This window comes from Dapis brunnea BLCC-M229 (genome assembly GCF_050015995.1).
Lineage (GTDB): Bacteria > Cyanobacteriota > Cyanobacteriia > Cyanobacteriales > Microcoleaceae > Trichodesmium.
Genome location: NZ_JBNHEP010000308.1, coordinates 1 through 16,816, shown reverse-complemented (window position 1 = coordinate 16,816; position 16,816 = coordinate 1). Strand labels below are relative to the sequence as shown.

Sequence of the window (16,816 nt, the reverse complement as noted above, 5' to 3'; positions counted from 1 at the left end):
GGTGATGGATAGTGAAAAATTCCTTCTATTGCGTCAAGAGCAATAATAAATTCATTTCCTGAAGCACCCAGCCAGAGGTGATGGATAGGGAAAAATTCCTTCTATTGCGTCAAGAGTAATAATAAATTCATTTCCTGAAGCACCCAGCCAGAGGTGATGGATAGGGAAAAATTCCTTCTATTGCGTCAAGAGCAATAATAAATTCATTTCCTGAAGCACTCCGCCAGAGGTGATGGATTTGGATATATATCCACCTCCAGATTTAGCTATAGAAATAGCAAACACTTCACTCTCTGACGATCGAGGTGAAAAAAGGTTAATCTATGAAGATTTAAAAGTCAAAGAATATTGGATAGTTGACGTGAAAAATGTAGATATTATTGCTTTTACTATGGTTAATAGTGGCAGTAAAAGAATTACAGAATCTCAAGTTTTACCAGAATTAGTAATAGATGTTTTAAAAGATGCTTTACAACAGAGTCGGAGTATCAATCAAAATCAAGTTATTGCCTCCCTATTTTCTCAATTTCAACAATCTCAATCATAGAATATAGCAATTTTAAATAGGTTGTAAAATTTCATCTAACGGGGTTTGGTCTCCAAACCCAATTAAAAATGGGATTAATATAACCAAAAAATAAGGTCTAAAGCTTCCCATTTTAAGGATATGAAAAAATAAAATTCAGTATTTCAAGCCTCTGGCTAAAGTAAAAGGTACTGATAACTGATAACTGAAATGACCAAACCCCTAGAGTTTTTTTTCACGAATTATGTAGAATTAGTATGGTATGGAAAAATTTAAACCTCCTCTACTATATTAAAGGTAATGAAGCTGATAGCTGATAGCTGATAGCTGAATGCTTAGACAAAAACAATCAATTTAATTTATGACAAATTTACAAGTAAAAATTCCAACAGATACATGGGTTTTAGCTACCTGGAATGAATATTTCCACATAATTGAAAATCCCATTTATGCTAAAGCAAAATCTTATTATTATCAAGGAAAATTTAGAATAGAAATGTCACCAGTAAGTCACGACCATGCCAGCGATAATTCACTTATTGCTATAGCTATTGGTATTTTCTGTAGTCTCAAAAATATTCGCAGCAAAAGTTTAACTAATTGTAGTTACAGAAAAATCGGAATTCAAGAAGTACAACCAGATATTTCCTACTATATAGGTGACAATACCAATATTATTCCCTGGGGAACTTCCGTTGTAGATTTAGATATATATCCATCGCCAGATTTAGTCATAGAAATAGCCAATACTTCACTTGCAGATGATAAAGGTGAGAAAAGGTTAATCTATGAAGATTTAAAAGTCAAAGAATATTGGATAGTTGACGTGAAAAATGTAGATATTATTGCTTTTACTATGGTTAATAGTGGCAGTAAAAGAATTACAGAATCTCAAGTTTTACCAGAATTAGTAATAGATGTTTTAAAAGATGCTTTACAACAGAGTCGGAGTATCAATCAAAATCAAGTTATTGCCTCCCTATTTTCTCAATTTCAAGATTCTTGAAATATAGTAATCTGTGCTGATGTTGTCAGATTCTATCTAACAGGGTTTGGAGACCAAACCCCTACGGTTTTTTTACAAATTATTGATGATTAATATACCATCGTGTGCTGGTGTTGTCAGATTCTATCTAATAGGGTTTGGAGACCAAACCCCTACAGTTTTTTTTACAAATTATTGATGATTAATATACCATCGTGTGCTGATGTTGTCAGATTCTATCTAATAGGGTTTGGAGACCAAACTCCTACGGTTTTTTCACAAATCATTTAGGATTAGTAAAGCAGAATTTAAACCTCAAATTACCAAAAAAATTATGGAATTTAACTATTCTTATAAAGGCAATACAGGTGTCACTGACAATGGCAAAAATATCCAAATGTCATTCTCTCCAGATACTAAACGAGAACCTACCTATTTTGTCGGCGAACTGGGAAAAAATGTCGCATTTCGTGAAGCTATAAGCGCCTTACATGACGTAGTAGTTTCCGACCTCCGATATAAACCAAAAGACAAAACAGCTTATAAAGAATGGCGTGCCCAACAAGAAGATGAAATAGACTGGGAAAACATCGCAGTTCAACGTCAAGAAGTAGCTCAAAAAATAACAGAAATTAGTACAGAATTAAACCAACTATACCAAAATCGACAAGAACGTTTCAAACCCTTTTACCAAGCTCAAGAAAAATTCTTTCAATATCTTTATAAAATTGATTATGATGCTTGGTACGTTTTCGACCCAGTAATAACCGTTCATCCCGATGAAATTTTCTTTGAATGTTTCAGCGTTGACGAATCAACTTATGGGCGACTTGGAGCAAGTTATGAAGTATTCAAAAATATCAATGATTTTGCCTGCGGAACTACTAACATTGACTATTCCGCTGCCCTCTATCAAGAATTCCAAAAAATCCGTAGTTATAAGACAACTGAACTCCAAGTAGATCCTTCCAGTTTTGAAGTTAAAATTACCAACGAAGAAACTTTTAAAGAAGTAAAAATAGACCTTCCCGATAGTTGGGTAAGAGGATTTTTGCAAGTCAGTTCAGCTATGTCATTACCTGCGACAAAATTCGACCTCCACCCAATGGATATTTATAATATGTGTTTGGTTTTGCGTCGCCACAAAGAAAAACATGGACCCCGCAGTATTCGCTACTTTTTAGAGCCAGGAGAACCAATAGAAATAGTATTTGAACCTTGGAATTTAGAAATAATTTGTCACCGTTCAATTTACACTGGAAATTCTACTCAACAAATCCGAACTTGGGGGCGAAGAAGACTCCATATTTTAGAGCGTTTAATTCCTATTGCTAAGAAATTTACTGTTCATTTATTAGGCACAGGAATGCCGTCTTTTTATGTAGCAGATTTAGGAGATATGTCTTTTACTTTAGGATTATCAGGATGGACGGCTAATGATTGGGCGCAAGCTGGTAATTTTGATTTAATGGCACCGCGCGCTGATGTGGATGAATGGACTCAAAAAATAATATTTAATGGGTTACGAGAAAACTGGTTTGAAACTGCTGATAGTTTGGCAAAAAGACTTAATTTAAGTCGTACTTCTGTATTGGGTGCTTTGGGTGCTTATACTCAAGCTGGACGAGTAATTTATGATTTGAATAAACAGGTTTATCGGGTGCGAGAATTAAGTCGGGAACTTCTACCAATGGAGAGGTTAAGGTTTGCAAATGCCAGGGAAGAAAGTGCTACGAGATTTTTCCAAGAAAATGTTGTTGAGATAAATTCTGTTAATGATATTAATGGGGTTTTGAGTATTGAAGGAAGTGTGAGGGATAGGGGGAGAATTTTTTCTCCTTCTTTAAGTGTCGATCGCGATGAGCGGATAGTTGAGGCGCAGTGTAATTGTAATTGGTATCAGCAAAATAAATTGTATCAGGGGCCTTGCGAGCATATTTTGGCCTTACGGATGCAGCAGGCCCGCCATTTCAGCGATCGGCGATCAGTTATCAGTAGATCCAACTAAAGCTCTATGCTTTACCCATAAGTCGGTCCAGTAGGGTGCGTTAGACGGCTAAAATTTAGACTGTGAAAGGGATTTAACAATCCGTCGTAACGCACCATTTAATATTTGACTGTCCACTTCAAAAAACAAAAAACTATTTGCGTAGTGCTAAATATTTTTCAATTTTCTTTCTTTTTCCCACTTAATTCCTATCTTGAAAGCGATCGCTCCTAACCAAAATTAGGAAAAGTTATGTGATAATACTACTATCACCCACAGTTTAATAGTTGGTTAACAGCCTTGCAATTTGGGCGGTGGATCGCCGTCCTTGTGTTGAGTCCGCACACGCATCACTAGCCTGCTTTTGACTGTTCGGGTCATCCCACCCAGACCTGGCTAACAGTTTGGCTTCCAGGAAGCTTATCCTATTCTGGGTGGGAGACCCGTTTGAGTTAAGCAGTCTAGTCCTGAGAGGTTTACGAAGGGGAAACCAACTATTGTGGGTGTTTTTTTTCTGAATAATTAAGTAGTTTCAATCATATATCCTATTTTGTGAAAAGATAACAATATAGTTATCCAAAAATTAAAAATAAAATCAATTTTTATCTATAAATTATCAATTATATTAAATCCGGTTGGATACTTATTATATATACCGGAAGATGTGGAGATAGAGAGGTAGTAGAAAGATTGAATTATGAACATATTTTTTATAATAGGATTCTATATTACCCCCCCTTATTCCTTGTTCTCTGTTCCCTCTTCTCTGGAAATGTCTAATAAAAGTATTAACTACAAACTCCAAATTTGATGACAAATACGATATGAACAGTAAGAAAATAAACAGACCTCAAACCTTTATTATAGTTGTTTGACATGATATAGCAGTAAAGTGTAGGACTTACGCAAAGAAACCGGGTTTTTACGATAAATCCTTGTTTTTAACAATTAACATTGACGAAAAAACCCGGTTTCTGGGTTCGCCTGCGTAAGTTCTGAAGTGTATAAATAAGAATTATGATCATTACTCATTGCTATAAAATCAAGCCAACTCTAGAACAGTCAGTCAAAATTGATTATTGGCTTGAACTTTTACGACGGCATTGGAATTACGCCCTCGGTCAAAGGCTAGACTGGTTGCACAGAAGCAGGTGTCAAATAGACCGATGCTCAATAGTATCATGTCCTATTGGTGAGATACCTGGCAAGCCCGATTATTATTTTCAGCAGTCAGCACTTAAACAGACAAAAGAGTTATTTCCTGACTACAAAGAAATATATTCGGAAGTTCAACAAATTAACTTACAAAGACTAGATAAAGCCTGGAAACGTTTCGGCTAAGAGCCGACATGAAAGGCTAATAACTGATCAAACTGGTAAGCGTGGAGGACGACCTAGATTTAAAAAATCAGGGAAGTTAAGGTCATTGTGTTTTAGTAGAGTTAATCATTCCAAAGCAGTAATTAAATTTGATGGAAAGCAAATAATTACTACGAGGTTTGGTACTATTCCTGTGATAGTTCATAGACCTATTCCAGATGGTTTTGCTATTAAAACTGCAACTATAACCCAAAAAGCTGATGGCTATTATGTGAGTTTTAGCCTGGAAGATAAGTCAGTCCCTAGTCTAATTCCTAAAGATAATATTAAGACTGCTATAGGTATTGATGTAGGTTTAAAAGAGTTTTTGACTACTAATTCTGGTGAGGTTGTTTCTGTTCCTAAATTTTATAGAAAATCTCAATCTAATCTAGCTAGAAAACAAAGTAAAGCAGCCAGAAAAGAAATTGGGTCTAACAACTGGAAAAAGGCACAAAATAAAATAGCTAGATTACATCAACGTATTGCTAGGCAAAGAAAAGATTTCCACTATAAAACTGCTCATAAATTAGTTAAAGAATGTGATTTAATTGCCGTCGAAAACCTTAATATTAAAGGTTTAGCTAGGAATAGCAAATTATCAAAATCAATTTATGATGTAGCCTGGGGAGCTTTTATGGAAAGGTTGAATGCAGTGGCGGTAAAACGTGGTGTTCATGTAGTTAAAGTTAATCCTCACAATACATCACAAAATTGCAGTAATTGTGGTCAAAAAGTACCTAAAACTTTGTCAGTCAGAACTCATTCTTGCCCTAAATGCAGGACAGTTTTAGACAGGGACGAGAATGCAGCAATTAACATATTAAATAAAGCATTAAACGAGGTGGGTATCATCTTGTCTGCTTGTGGAGGCTTCGATATTGATCGGCCTGTGAAGCAAGAAACTTCTGAGGCTTGGATTCAATTATCTTTGTTTGAGAAGCTCCTCTTATAATCTTTAGATTTAACGGGAAAGAACTTCACGGATCGGATAGATCGACTTGCTGTTTGTAGGTGAATAGAGAACAACATCGTCTCAACATTACCCACCAGAGGTAAGACATTAGAGGACTTGAAAAAGCTTCATCATCAAGTAAACCATGAGCCATGAGATTTCTCAAATTAGAGCCAGAATGTTCAACTTGATATTGAAGTAGAAGTTTATGAGCTTCTTCAGCTTTTACTTTTGCTCTTGATTTTGCTGCTGGAGTTTCTTCTTTTGTATCAGAAATTTTTCTAAAGGCTTTAATAGCTTCTTGTAAGGAAATTGATGCTGCAAAATAAGCACGATAAGAATTTTTTAGAGTGTATTCAGCTTCCTTCAAATATGTTTCCGCAGCAAGCATTGAAGCTGCACTTTTATTTTCTCCATCTTTTTCTATACGATGCCATTTTGCTTTTATTTCCCAATAATCTCTTGCTCTCCTCCATTTATTAGATGACTCAGCTAAAAGAGCAACTTTTTCAGCCAGAGCAGCATATTTTTGTGGGTTGTCAAACTTATTTTCTTGTAGAAGTTTCATAAGTTCTGCTGATAAGTAAGAAGGGTCTTCTCCTTGGTAGCGATCTAAAACTTTTTCTATATGTTCTACAACTTTTTCGACTTTATATTTAATTGTTTTTGCTAGTCTAAAAGCTCTTTCTATTTGGCCAAAGGAGTCCGTCCATTTTGTAGGGTTTTCTAACTCTATCGCAGACTTTATATAAGCATCAACTGCAAGTTTAGCCATTGAATAGTTGCGTTTTTTGCTCCAGATAATATTTGCAACTCGTGCCTGAAGCGCAGAATCTGATATATCGGGAGCAATTTCAGTAAGAAAGTTTAGATGCTCCTCTGTAAGGTCGATTTTAGCAAAGTCATCCTCGTTTAAGTCTAGATGATGTTGCCCAATATCAACAAAAGCTACTTTGTGTAATATTATAAATACAGCTTGTTCCCTTATATTTCCTTTTTCTTCTGCTTCCCGTGCTTTTTGACAGAAACCTCTGATGTAACTAAAGCACTCTTTAATTTCACTAGCATTAACTACATTTTGCCAACCAGAATTAATAAAATCTTCTTTAGTAAGAGGAGGAACAATAGATAACATATTTTCACATTTATTCTAAACTTTCTTTAAGTATAACAAATTAAATATGAAACAGAGAATTATCAAATCAAACTCAAACAGCCTCTCGCAAAGCATTAAGATCCGAACCACAAATTGCCTGTAAATTACGAGTTATTTTCTCAATTTCCCAATCCCACCATTTAATTTCCAACAACTCTTTAATAATCTCTTCCTCAAATCTTTTCCGAATTTCCTTAGCAGGATTTCCACCTACAATACTGTATGGTTCAACATTTTTTTTCACCACAGAATTTGTCGCAATAATCGCTCCATTTCCTACTTGAATACCAGGCATAATTGTCGCTCCATAACCAATCCAAACATCATTACCAATAACAGTATTTCCTTTATCTGGCCAAGAGTCAGGCATGGCTTTTTCCCAACCATTTTCAAACACAGGAAATGGGTAATTTGTAAACCAGTCAGTCCGATGATTTCCACCATTCATAATGAATTTTACATCAGAGGCAATGGAACAGAATTTACCAATAATTAATTTATCTCCAATAAAATCAAAATGATAGAGAACATTCTGCTCAAAATTCTCTGGATTTTCAAAATCATCGTAATAGGTATAGTCTCCCACAATAATGTTAGGATTGTTAATAATATTTTTTAAATAAACTAATCGGGTTTGATTAAGCATTGGATATTTAAGATTAGGGTTAGGACCATTATTCATAATGTTTAAATGAAGGAAAAATAAAAAAGATTGATTTACAAAGTCTTGTTTAAAATAATTGGTGATTCGGCGATAGATAACCGAAAACGTAGTTTTATCCGAAAGCGGAACGGAATTCTATCGCTACTTATGCTTAACTATAGATTTTTTCCTCAAAAGATAACAAATGGATTCTATAGCAATCCTATTTGAATTGTAATATAGCAATATGATTTAAATTGTGAGATATTGGAGACTTTTAGGGAAGAGGGAATAGGGAATAGGGAAGAAGAAAAAAACGAACATATATGAATATGATAACTACTATATTTATACTTTTAAGGAACATCTCTATTCTTACAAATGATTCCTGATTGCTATATTTTTGTGGAAAGCAGTGGACTAGACTAAGCTAGAACTTAGAAGTTTTTCCCATAAACTGTTAAAATACTATTTTTGATATTTATCAATTTAAAGCTAAAAGTTAATTCCCTGGATAAAACTAGATGAAACAAATCCTCTACCTAGAAGTACCTACACCAGATACAAAAGCTGTTTGTCAATGGTTACAATCTCAATTTGAACCTGGTTTTGGCGAAAAAATTATAACTCCAGATGGCTTTATTATCAAATTTTCTGAAGACCCTACTCAGGAAATTTCTGTATTTGTATGGTCATTACAAAGAACTACCTATCTGAAAGTATTTGCTCAAGGAAATATATCTTCAATACAACAACAATTCACCTCAAATTTAACTACCAATTTACGAAAAGAATTTCCTCTAAATTATCCAGAACCTCCCACAATCGATCTATCAAATCAGTCAATTTTTACAGCTTTAGCATCTAATTATCCTCTCACAGTTAAATACTTTCAAAAAATGCCTAGAGGAGAATATGACCTGAACCGTTTATATTGGTGGGAAAAACGTTGGCGTGAAGCAGTTAAAAATCCTCAAAAACCAAAACAAGTAGTCTGGAAAAAAGAATCTGGAACAAATAATAATTCAGTTGAATATGACTTAATTTATGTTGGTGGCGCTCTGGGAAGTCTTCATGCAGCCATCATGGCAAAACTGGGATATAAAGTATTATTATTGGAACGTTTACCTTTCGGTAAAATGAATCGAGAATGGAATATTTCTCGCTCCGAAATTCAGGGTTTAATTGACTTAGGTTTCTTTACTAAAATAGAGGTAGAAAATTTAATTGCCAGAGAATATAAAGATGGATTTAATAAATTTTTTGATTCTAATAACCCTGACTTTTGTAAAGCAAAAATTCTTCATACTCCGACAGTTTTAAATTTGGCATTGGATTCAGAAAAGTTACTGAGTCTATGTGGAATGAAACTACAGGAAGCTGGAGGAACTATTGTCGATGAAACAGAATTTATTAAAGCTGATATTGAACCAGAAAAAGTTGTAATTTACACTCAAAACCTATCTAGCAAAAACGAACAAATTTTCTGTGGGCGTTTGTTAATAGATGCCATGGGTACTGCCTCTCCCATCGCTTGGCAATTAAATGGTAAACGTGCTTTTGATAGTGTTTGTCCGACAGTCGGAGCAGTAATTGATGGTGGATTTGAAGAAGGTGTTTGGGATTCAAATTATGGAGATGTTCTGAATAGTCATGGGGATATTTCTCGCGGTAGACAATTGATTTGGGAATTGTTTCCCGGTGCTGGAAATGAGTTAACATTTTATCTATTTCATTACCATCAAGTTCATCCAGAAAATCCTGGTTCTTTGTTAGAAATGTATGAGGATTTTTTCACTATTTTGCCAGAATATCGACGGTGTGACATGGAGAAATTAGTATGGAAAAAGCCAACTTTTGGTTATATTCCTGGGCATTTTAGTATTAAAGGTAGCGATCGCCAAGTTGCTTTTGACCGTTTAGTTTGTATTGGTGATGCTGCTTCTCTTCAGTCTCCTTTAGTATTTACTGGTTTTGGTTCTTTGGTAAGAAATTTACCTCGTTTAACTGAACTTTTGGATACTGCTTTAAAATACGATTTACTCAGTGCGGATAACTTAAATAAAATTCGCGCTTATCAAAGCAATATTGCTATTACTTGGTTATTTTCTAAAGGTATGATGGTTCCTACAGGTAAGTTTTTAGCTCCCGAAAAAATTAATTCTATTTTGAATACATTTTTTGGGTTATTAGCAGAGTCACCTCCAGAAGTAGCAGAAACTTTTATTAAAGATAGAGCTGATTGGTGGATTTTTACAAAATTAGCTCTTAAAGCAGCAAGAATAAATCCTTATCTTTTATTATGGATTCTAGATTTTATTAATTTTGAGGAAATATTACTTTGGACGATAAGTTATATCAATTTTACCTTGTTTAGTTTGGTAAGTTGGTTATTAGGATGGTTGCCTAGTTTTGCTCGTTGGATTCAACCTTGGTTAGAACCTCGTTATCCTGGTTTATGGTTTTGGATATTGGCTAATAGTTATGCTTTAACTTATAACGTTGGTCAACCAAAGATGAGTTTCAAATTACAAAAGTCAAAACTTAGTATGCAAAATTAGATGAATATAATTTTCCTCATCCCATAGAAATTTTTATATAGGTATTTTTGAGATTTCCGTGGTTAAATAATAAACCTTATTTTATAGATTGGTTAGGTATAGCTGGTCGATCATTTCTGTTTAATTAGGTAAGCATAAATAAATTAAACAAGTGTAGGGCTGGTTTTTAGGAATAAATTGCTAATAGATCAAGGCTTTCGCTTAAACCTGCCCCTGCAATTTTTTTAACGTTTAATTAGACCTACCTACTTATACAATTTCAAAAAAATAATATTATGAATCATAAGGATAATTGAAACAATTTAGTTTAAATGTACCTTTTACTAAAAAGATAAGTAACTGGCTCAGAAATAATATTTAAGCTATTCATTCTGACTCCTGACTTATGATTACTATAAATAGCCTAAATATTTGTAGCAAACATTTATCAAATTGGTATTAATGCCTTTCCAGCTCTTCTCATCTTTTGTAAGCATTCAGCCGTCAGCTTTTAGCTTGCATCCTGCAGAGGAACTGCATTATCAGCTAGATTATAATTACCGAAAAATAAAGGTATAAAGCCTCTCCATTCATGGAGAAAGAAGAAAAAAATTCCTTGAGCGCCAATCCTATCCGTTATAAGAAGAGGTAATTATTCATTATTCATTATTCATTATTCATTATTGAAGCTTGTCTTGTCTTGAAAGAATAAATTATTATTGATATATTCTCAGATAATTTCTAGCATAAATTAAGATCTAATCAGTTAATATAAGTGTTATTAAACAAATTATTATACCAAATCCGCATTGGTAATAGGCTATTTAAAAAAGTTGAAATATTTGCCGTACATGGAATTTTGGGATAGGAAAAGCACCCTTGAATAAACGAATTTAGTATTACTTAATTTATCAAAAAAACTGAGAGATGATTCCTAATAGCTGAATGCTTACCATTTTTTTGATGTTTCTCTAAATTTTTCGCATTTAGAATGAATTTTTGTGCTGCATCAACATGAGAACCTATCTTTTATTAATAAAGGGTAGATTTTATAATAGTTAAATATCGCATTTAGAATAATCTAAAAATACATCTGCTTCTACCCAACTTCATCTATCCTATATCCTATTACTAAAAAATTAAGATTTAAAGCCTCTCCTTTCAGGCAATCCTCTTCTTTGGAATAAGAGGTAATTATTAAGTGTTAATTCTTGAATAAAAACCTAAAACTATATTCAATTATGCAGTCAGATTTAGCAGGACTAGACATTACAAAAGGTGAACTTAAACATCTGAGTGGAATGAGTTTAAGTAAAATATTACGACCACCTACAAAAACCAAATATTTATCAGAAGGTTTCAAAAGTTTACTGATATTTTTACTATTATTAATTAGTTATTGGATGGTAGTGCAAATTTTAAATCAATACCATTTACTGCTAATACTTATTTACGGAGGTATGGCAGTAGGATTATTTTTGGAAGATATTTATAAAATAGTTATAACCAACAAAAATCAACACCTAATTAAATTATTTGATGAAGTAGATAAATATAATTCAATTATTCAGGCGATCGCTATTAATGACAAAATTGAAGCTGTTGGTAATTCCCAAGTTAAATTAAGTAATCGTACTGAAGTTATAAAAGCTTTAAAACTAATTAGAGAAGACTTAATTAGGGCTTTAAAAACTGAGCGAATTATTCGGGAAAATAAGAAATTTATTGATGATAATACAGACTTATTTGCCATTAACTTAAATACCTTGACAGCTTTGCAGATTAATGATAAAGCGAGCGAACATGGAAGGTTACTCAATGAAGCTCTACAAATTGCCATTGAGGTTAGGGAAGAGATGAAAAAATTACAAGATGAAAATTTACCAAAATAGTCTATAATTTGTGCAATGCTATAATTAAACAATAACCAAAAACTATAGCGCTATAGTTGAAAAAATAATCATGAGAACTAGAGAAGCAGCATATTTATTGGGAATCTCTTGTCAAAGACTTAGAGTATTATTGAGTCAAGGTAGAGTCAGGGGTGCATCTAAAAATAATGGTTTTTGGGAAATACCAACTTTTGGTGATGGAATGCCTGTTATTGTTCCTGGAAAAAGAGGTCCTGAAGGAACCTGGCGTCGTAGCAAGCAAGAAAAACCAGCAATGATTCATGTTAATCAACAGTTCATCAAAGGAAATGCCAAAAAAATCAAAGATAATCCAGGTAAACAAATCAACTTAATGCCTGTATTGTCTTGGAAACAGGGTGAACGTAACGATTATGGTTATCAATTGGAAATTAAAGGTTCGTGTATTATTGTTTATCGACCTTATCAACCAGCAGATTGCGGAGCGCAGTTGTGGATTAATACCCATAGCGAAGTGCAATTTATAGATATTCAATCTAATCCGGTGCTGGCTAGACAGCCATATCAATTTTGGAAATGATTAGATTAGATTTTCATATATTATAGTTGCTGCCAATGGTAGTATTCAAAGCCGAGAGAGAGTGTTTTTGAGAATCTCGGTAAATACTTCTATGGAAATTTTCCGTTTAGTTGCTAATATCATGTCTGTTAGTATAGTCCCGTGTAAACAAGAGTGTTAATTTCTATAGGAAATTTAAGCCTTCTCTACCAGATAACTAAAGCTTTCGTACTTATTACTTCTTCCTTATTATTCCAATTTTTGAAGCAAAAACTGATTATAAGCTTGATTAATAATTTGCATTTTCAAAACAGCTTCTTTATCCCCATTTACATCAGGATGATATTGTCTAGCTAAACGACGATAAGCTAATTTCACTGTTTCCGCATTGGCATTCGGCATCACATTCAATATTTCCCACCATTCTCCAGAAAAAGATACCGTACCATCCCACATCACCTGATGCCAAATTTTAATATTTTTGCCGTTACCCCCAGTTACCAAACAACCATCACCAGAAAAAGCTACCGGATAACTACCAGCTAAAGTTTGCAAAAGCTCCCCACTAGGTAAACGCCAAATTTTTACTGTACCATCTTGACTACCACTAGCAAGTAGTTTTCCATTGTCACCAATAGCAATAGAAAATACTGGTGCTACATGACCAACCAAACTACGAGTTAACGACTCTGTTTCCAGATTCCAAATTTTGATTGTAAAATCTGTACTGCCACTGACAAGAATATTTTCAGTTTGCTCGAAAGCCAAAGAAGTTATCCAACCAGAATGTTGTTGCATAATACGGGGTGGTTGATAAGTGTTGATATTCCACAAGCGAATAGTTTTGTCAGCACTCCCACTAGCAAAAGTTTTACCATCGTAACTCCAAGCAACTGCCCAAACTTTATCCGTATGACCATCAAAAGTACGTTTGAGTTTTCCTGTTTTTAGTTCCCACAGTCTAATACTTTTGTCAGCACTGCCACTTACGAGATTTTTACCATCTTTGCTGATAGCTACTGCAAAAACTGAGTCTCCATGACTCGTGGGAGAGTTGGCAGCAAAAAAAGTCTGACAATGTTTTTTTGTATCTATGTTGTATGTGGTGATTTTTCCATCGAAGTCTCCGCTAACGAGTAAGGGAGTCTGAGCATTGAGGGCGACAGTTTGAACTTCCTGTGAATATCCGAAAAAAGTGTAGAGACGTTTACCAGTTTTGATATTCCATAAGCTGACTGAGCAATCGCTACTTGCTGTGGCAAAAGTCTGACTATCAGGACTAACAGCTACAGCATTAATTGAAGCGGTATGTGCTTTGATAACTTTTGTACATTTCCAAGCTAATTTTTCCTGTGGTTGTAACTCTGAATTTTCTGTGGGTGGGGGAGAAAAGTTTGATTGATTTTGGCAACCCACATTTTTCTGCAGTTCTGCTAATTCTGCCTCTATTTCCAGAGCAGTAAATTTTTGCTTTGTCTCCATTTCAGCTAAGACAGGATCTAATTCTATTATGATTTGATTATAAGCTTCTTGCCAAGAAACTCGATCTAAAATTCTCCTCTCCATCCGCTCAAAAGTTGCAAAAGAATCAACTATTTGGTTTTGTGGGGATGAGTTAATAGCTTGAAAAAATCCATAAATACCAAGACCGACTACTCCGCCAAAAGCTGCCATTGTTCCCATCCCAATACTAAAAGCAGTTCCTCCAACACCCAACCCCATACCAGCAATAGTAGAAGAAAGAATTATTCCTCCGTAGCTACCCATACCAATAAAACCAAAAGCACTAGGGTCTGACTCTGTAAAAGCTTTGAAAGCACCATAGGTTGCTGCACCAACAACTGCACCAGCAGCAAGAACGGGAGTTGCACCAATGCTAATGCCTCCAAAACTACCTATTAGTCCCATATTGCCAACTGTAGTAGAAAAAGTTGCGCCAGTTGCTGCACCTGTTGATATAAAAAAGAAACTTTCCGGTAGATTATTATTCATTAGTATGGTCTATCAAACTGATACAAAGTGTCATATTAGATCGATCAGGACTTACGCATAACTACCATATCTAGTAGGGGGTAAACGGCAGTTCACCTCTACAGATTGTTTATGATTTTATATTTTGCGTCAGTCCTGTTGATAAAATATGATAACATAAACAAGAAACCGGGTTTATTACGCTGATTATTGTATTGAAAATTATGAAATTTCCTAGATAAACCAGGTTTCTGCGTCAGTCCTAATCAACATCGGAATAATCTAAAATCAATCATTACGCAAATAGTTGACAATTTTACTAACTCACCAGAAGATAAGAATATTCCCAAATTTATTATTTCCCATTTAGCCAAAAACATGACTACTAACAAACCAAAAATTATTGTTATAGATGACGATCCTACAGGTTCCCAAACCGTTCATAGTTGCTTACTCCTAACTAAGTGGGATGTAGAAACCCTAAAATTAGGATTGCTTGACGAATCTCCCATATTTTTTATCCTCTCCAATACTCGCGCTCTGACTCCCGAACAAGCAGCGACCGTGACACGAGAAGTCACACATAATCTGACAGAGGCGATCGCTCAATCAAATATCCAAGATTTTCTAGTTGTCAGTCGTTCTGACTCGACTCTACGAGGTCACTACCCTATAGAAACGGATGTTATTGCAGGAGAACTCGGTCAGTTTGATGCTCATTTCTTAGTTCCGGCATTTTTTGAAGGAGGGAGAGTCACCCGCAACAGCACCCACTATTTAATAGTCAATGGTGTAGAAACCCCAGTTCACGAAACAGAATTTGCTAAAGATTCTGTATTTGGCTACACCTATAGTTATTTGCCTGATTATGTGGAGGAGAAAACTAAGGGTCAGATCAAAGCTGAAACTGTAGAAAGATTTACACTTAATGATATTCGTTCTGGGAGTTTGGAACGTTTGCTGAAATTGACTAGCAACCAATGTGGAGTTGTGGATGGAGAAACTCAAGCGGATTTAGATAGTTTTGCTAACGATCTATTGGCAGCAGCAAGTCAAGGTAAAAAATTTCTGTTGCGGAGTGCTGCCAGTATTTTAACTTCCCTCGCTGCTTTAGGTTCTCAACCTGTAGCTGCGGAGGAAATGAGACAATATGTCAGAAGTGGAAAACCAGGTGTAATTATTGTGGGTTCTCACGTTAAGAAGTCTACTCAACAGTTGGAAAAATTATTACAGGAATCTGAGGTAGTGGGTGTAGAGGTAGATGTGTCTCATTTAGTTGCAGACTCTCCAGAGCAAAGAGCAACTTTACTCAAAAATATTCTGGAAAAAGTTTATGCTGTTCATGCAGAAGGGAAAACTCCTGTAGTTTATACCAGTCGCGAGGAGTTGACTTTTGAAAATGTGCAGGTGCGTTTAGAGTTTGGTGTGGCAGTGTCGGAATTATTGATGGATATTGTTAGGGGTTTGCCAGAGGATATCGGGTTTTTAATTAGTAAAGGTGGAATTACTTCTAATGATACTCTGAGTAAAGGTTTAGCTTTGACTACTGCCAGATTGTTGGGTCAGGTTTTAGCAGGTTGTTCGATGGTGCGAACTCCTACAGACCATCCTCAGTTTCCTGAGTTACCTGTGGTGTTGTTTCCAGGAAATGTTGGGGATGTAGATGGGTTGGTAACAGTTTATCGGCGTTTGAATCAGTAGTTTTCAAGGGCTAGTAACTGTTGGCTATAATCTGGTATAATCCATGTGCTTATCTGCAATTATCTATAATTTATGTTACTTGGATTCACGCGCTGAATTACACCCCACAAATAAACAAAAAATATTGACGTTGCCAGGTAGAAGCAGGAATAGAACAGATTATAAGCACGAAAATCATAGATTTATATGGATAATCGTAGGTTTCTAAAAACGGCTATTTTTGCTAATTAATTGGTATAAGTCCCGATCAAATCTAAATTATAAAATTTGTAGACACTTTATTTATATGACCAAAAAAAAAGCTACTGTAGTTAAGGAAAAAAAACAAACAGATATCAGTTTTTGTTGGGTTAAGCTGGCACTTAGCCAAACCTACAGAAAAATGATTTCAGCAGTATTTCGTGGAGTTTCTGCTTTAGTGCTGACAACTATCATCAGTTGCAGTCCTTCTCAAAAAACAACAACACCAACAACAGAGACTATTACAGAAGGAATTATAACTGCCACTGATGCTAGTAATACCCAAATAACTCTAGAAAAACCAGCAGAACGAATTGTTTGCT

At 34.8% G+C, this 16,816-nt stretch carries 13 protein-coding genes; 10 read left to right on the top strand and 3 right to left on the bottom strand.

The window, feature by feature from the left end; translation table 11 throughout:
* The first annotated feature begins 238 nt into the window (after positions 1-238).
* The 5 genes from ACP6PM_RS35530 to ACP6PM_RS35510 all read left to right on the top strand — a co-directional run bounded on the left by ACP6PM_RS35530 (position 239) and on the right by ACP6PM_RS35510 (position 5,812).
* The gene (locus tag ACP6PM_RS35530) at positions 239-547 is read left to right on the top strand and encodes a Uma2 family endonuclease (protein ID WP_426591579.1); all 309 of its coding nucleotides are present in this window, start codon (positions 239-241) and stop codon (positions 545-547) included.
* A gap of 340 nt (positions 548-887) precedes the next feature.
* A complete protein-coding gene (locus ACP6PM_RS35525) occupies positions 888-1,532 on the top strand; it encodes a Uma2 family endonuclease (protein WP_426591578.1) in 645 nt (214 codons plus the stop codon).
* Between the two features lie 313 nt (positions 1,533-1,845).
* Positions 1,846-3,519 (top strand): SWIM zinc finger family protein, encoded by a 1,674-nt coding sequence (locus ACP6PM_RS35520; RefSeq protein WP_426591576.1) that lies wholly within the window; start codon positions 1,846-1,848, stop codon positions 3,517-3,519.
* 996 nt (positions 3,520-4,515) lie between these two features.
* Entirely contained in the window at positions 4,516-4,839 is a 324-nt protein-coding gene (locus ACP6PM_RS35515) for a helix-turn-helix domain-containing protein (protein ID WP_426591575.1), read from the top strand.
* 85 nt (positions 4,840-4,924) lie between these two features.
* Positions 4,925-5,812 (top strand): RNA-guided endonuclease InsQ/TnpB family protein, encoded by an 888-nt coding sequence (locus tag ACP6PM_RS35510; RefSeq protein ID WP_426591574.1) that lies wholly within the window; start codon positions 4,925-4,927, stop codon positions 5,810-5,812.
* 25 nt (positions 5,813-5,837) lie between these two features.
* Here ACP6PM_RS35510 and ACP6PM_RS35505 read toward each other — a convergent pair whose 3' ends face one another.
* Positions 5,838-6,947, bottom strand: coding sequence for a DUF4209 domain-containing protein (locus ACP6PM_RS35505; RefSeq protein WP_426591573.1), 1,110 nt, complete (start codon positions 6,945-6,947; stop codon positions 5,838-5,840).
* A gap of 73 nt (positions 6,948-7,020) precedes the next feature.
* Complete coding sequence (locus ACP6PM_RS35500) at positions 7,021-7,650, bottom strand: CatB-related O-acetyltransferase (RefSeq protein WP_426591572.1); 630 nt, start codon at positions 7,648-7,650, stop codon at positions 7,021-7,023.
* Positions 7,651-8,135: 485 nt separating this feature from the next.
* Between ACP6PM_RS35500 and ACP6PM_RS35495 the strand changes: the two genes are divergently transcribed.
* The 3 genes from ACP6PM_RS35495 (at position 8,136) to ACP6PM_RS35485 (ending at position 12,602) form a co-directional block, all read left to right on the top strand.
* On the top strand, positions 8,136-10,172 hold the full coding sequence (locus tag ACP6PM_RS35495) for an FAD-dependent oxidoreductase (RefSeq protein ID WP_426591571.1): 2,037 nt from the start codon (positions 8,136-8,138) through the stop codon (positions 10,170-10,172).
* Positions 10,173-11,392: 1,220 nt separating this feature from the next.
* Positions 11,393-12,043 carry a hypothetical protein gene (locus ACP6PM_RS35490; protein ID WP_426591570.1) on the top strand — a complete coding sequence of 217 codons (651 nt, stop codon included), beginning with the start codon at positions 11,393-11,395 and terminating at the stop codon, positions 12,041-12,043.
* A gap of 70 nt (positions 12,044-12,113) precedes the next feature.
* A complete protein-coding gene (locus ACP6PM_RS35485; RefSeq protein WP_426591569.1) occupies positions 12,114-12,602 on the top strand; it encodes a hypothetical protein in 489 nt (162 codons plus the stop codon).
* A 228-nt stretch (positions 12,603-12,830) separates the two neighbouring features.
* Here the strand turns inward: ACP6PM_RS35485 and ACP6PM_RS35480 are convergent, their stop codons facing one another.
* A complete protein-coding gene (locus tag ACP6PM_RS35480) occupies positions 12,831-14,573 on the bottom strand; it encodes a DnaJ domain-containing protein (RefSeq protein WP_426591568.1) in 1,743 nt (580 codons plus the stop codon).
* A 357-nt stretch (positions 14,574-14,930) separates the two neighbouring features.
* On the opposite strand from ACP6PM_RS35480, the gene ACP6PM_RS35475 reads away from it, so the two are divergent.
* Both ACP6PM_RS35475 and ACP6PM_RS35470 read left to right on the top strand, forming a co-directional pair.
* Positions 14,931-16,253, top strand: coding sequence for a four-carbon acid sugar kinase family protein (locus tag ACP6PM_RS35475; RefSeq protein ID WP_426591567.1), 1,323 nt, complete (start codon positions 14,931-14,933; stop codon positions 16,251-16,253).
* 286 nt (positions 16,254-16,539) lie between these two features.
* A partial coding sequence (locus ACP6PM_RS35470; RefSeq protein WP_426591566.1) for a hypothetical protein occupies positions 16,540-16,816 on the top strand: 277 nt, incomplete at its 3' end.

What these genes read in the sequence shown, in the direction of transcription:
- ACP6PM_RS35505 (WP_426591573.1), bottom strand. Translation starts at nt 6,947, where the DNA reads ATGTTATCTATTGTTCCTCCTCTTACTAAAGAAGATTTTATTAATTCT.
- ACP6PM_RS35490 (WP_426591570.1), top strand. Translation starts at nt 11,393, where the DNA reads ATGCAGTCAGATTTAGCAGGACTAGACATTACAAAAGGTGAACTTAAA.
- ACP6PM_RS35485 (WP_426591569.1), top strand. Translation starts at nt 12,114, where the DNA reads ATGAGAACTAGAGAAGCAGCATATTTATTGGGAATCTCTTGTCAAAGA.
- ACP6PM_RS35500 (WP_426591572.1), bottom strand. Translation starts at nt 7,650, where the DNA reads ATGAATAATGGTCCTAACCCTAATCTTAAATATCCAATGCTTAATCAA.
- ACP6PM_RS35525 (WP_426591578.1), top strand. Translation starts at nt 888, where the DNA reads ATGACAAATTTACAAGTAAAAATTCCAACAGATACATGGGTTTTAGCT.
- ACP6PM_RS35480 (WP_426591568.1), bottom strand. Translation starts at nt 14,573, where the DNA reads ATGAATAATAATCTACCGGAAAGTTTCTTTTTTATATCAACAGGTGCA.
- ACP6PM_RS35520 (WP_426591576.1), top strand. Translation starts at nt 1,846, where the DNA reads ATGGAATTTAACTATTCTTATAAAGGCAATACAGGTGTCACTGACAAT.
- ACP6PM_RS35495 (WP_426591571.1), top strand. Translation starts at nt 8,136, where the DNA reads ATGAAACAAATCCTCTACCTAGAAGTACCTACACCAGATACAAAAGCT.
- ACP6PM_RS35475 (WP_426591567.1), top strand. Translation starts at nt 14,931, where the DNA reads ATGACTACTAACAAACCAAAAATTATTGTTATAGATGACGATCCTACA.
- ACP6PM_RS35515 (WP_426591575.1), top strand. Translation starts at nt 4,516, where the DNA reads ATGATCATTACTCATTGCTATAAAATCAAGCCAACTCTAGAACAGTCA.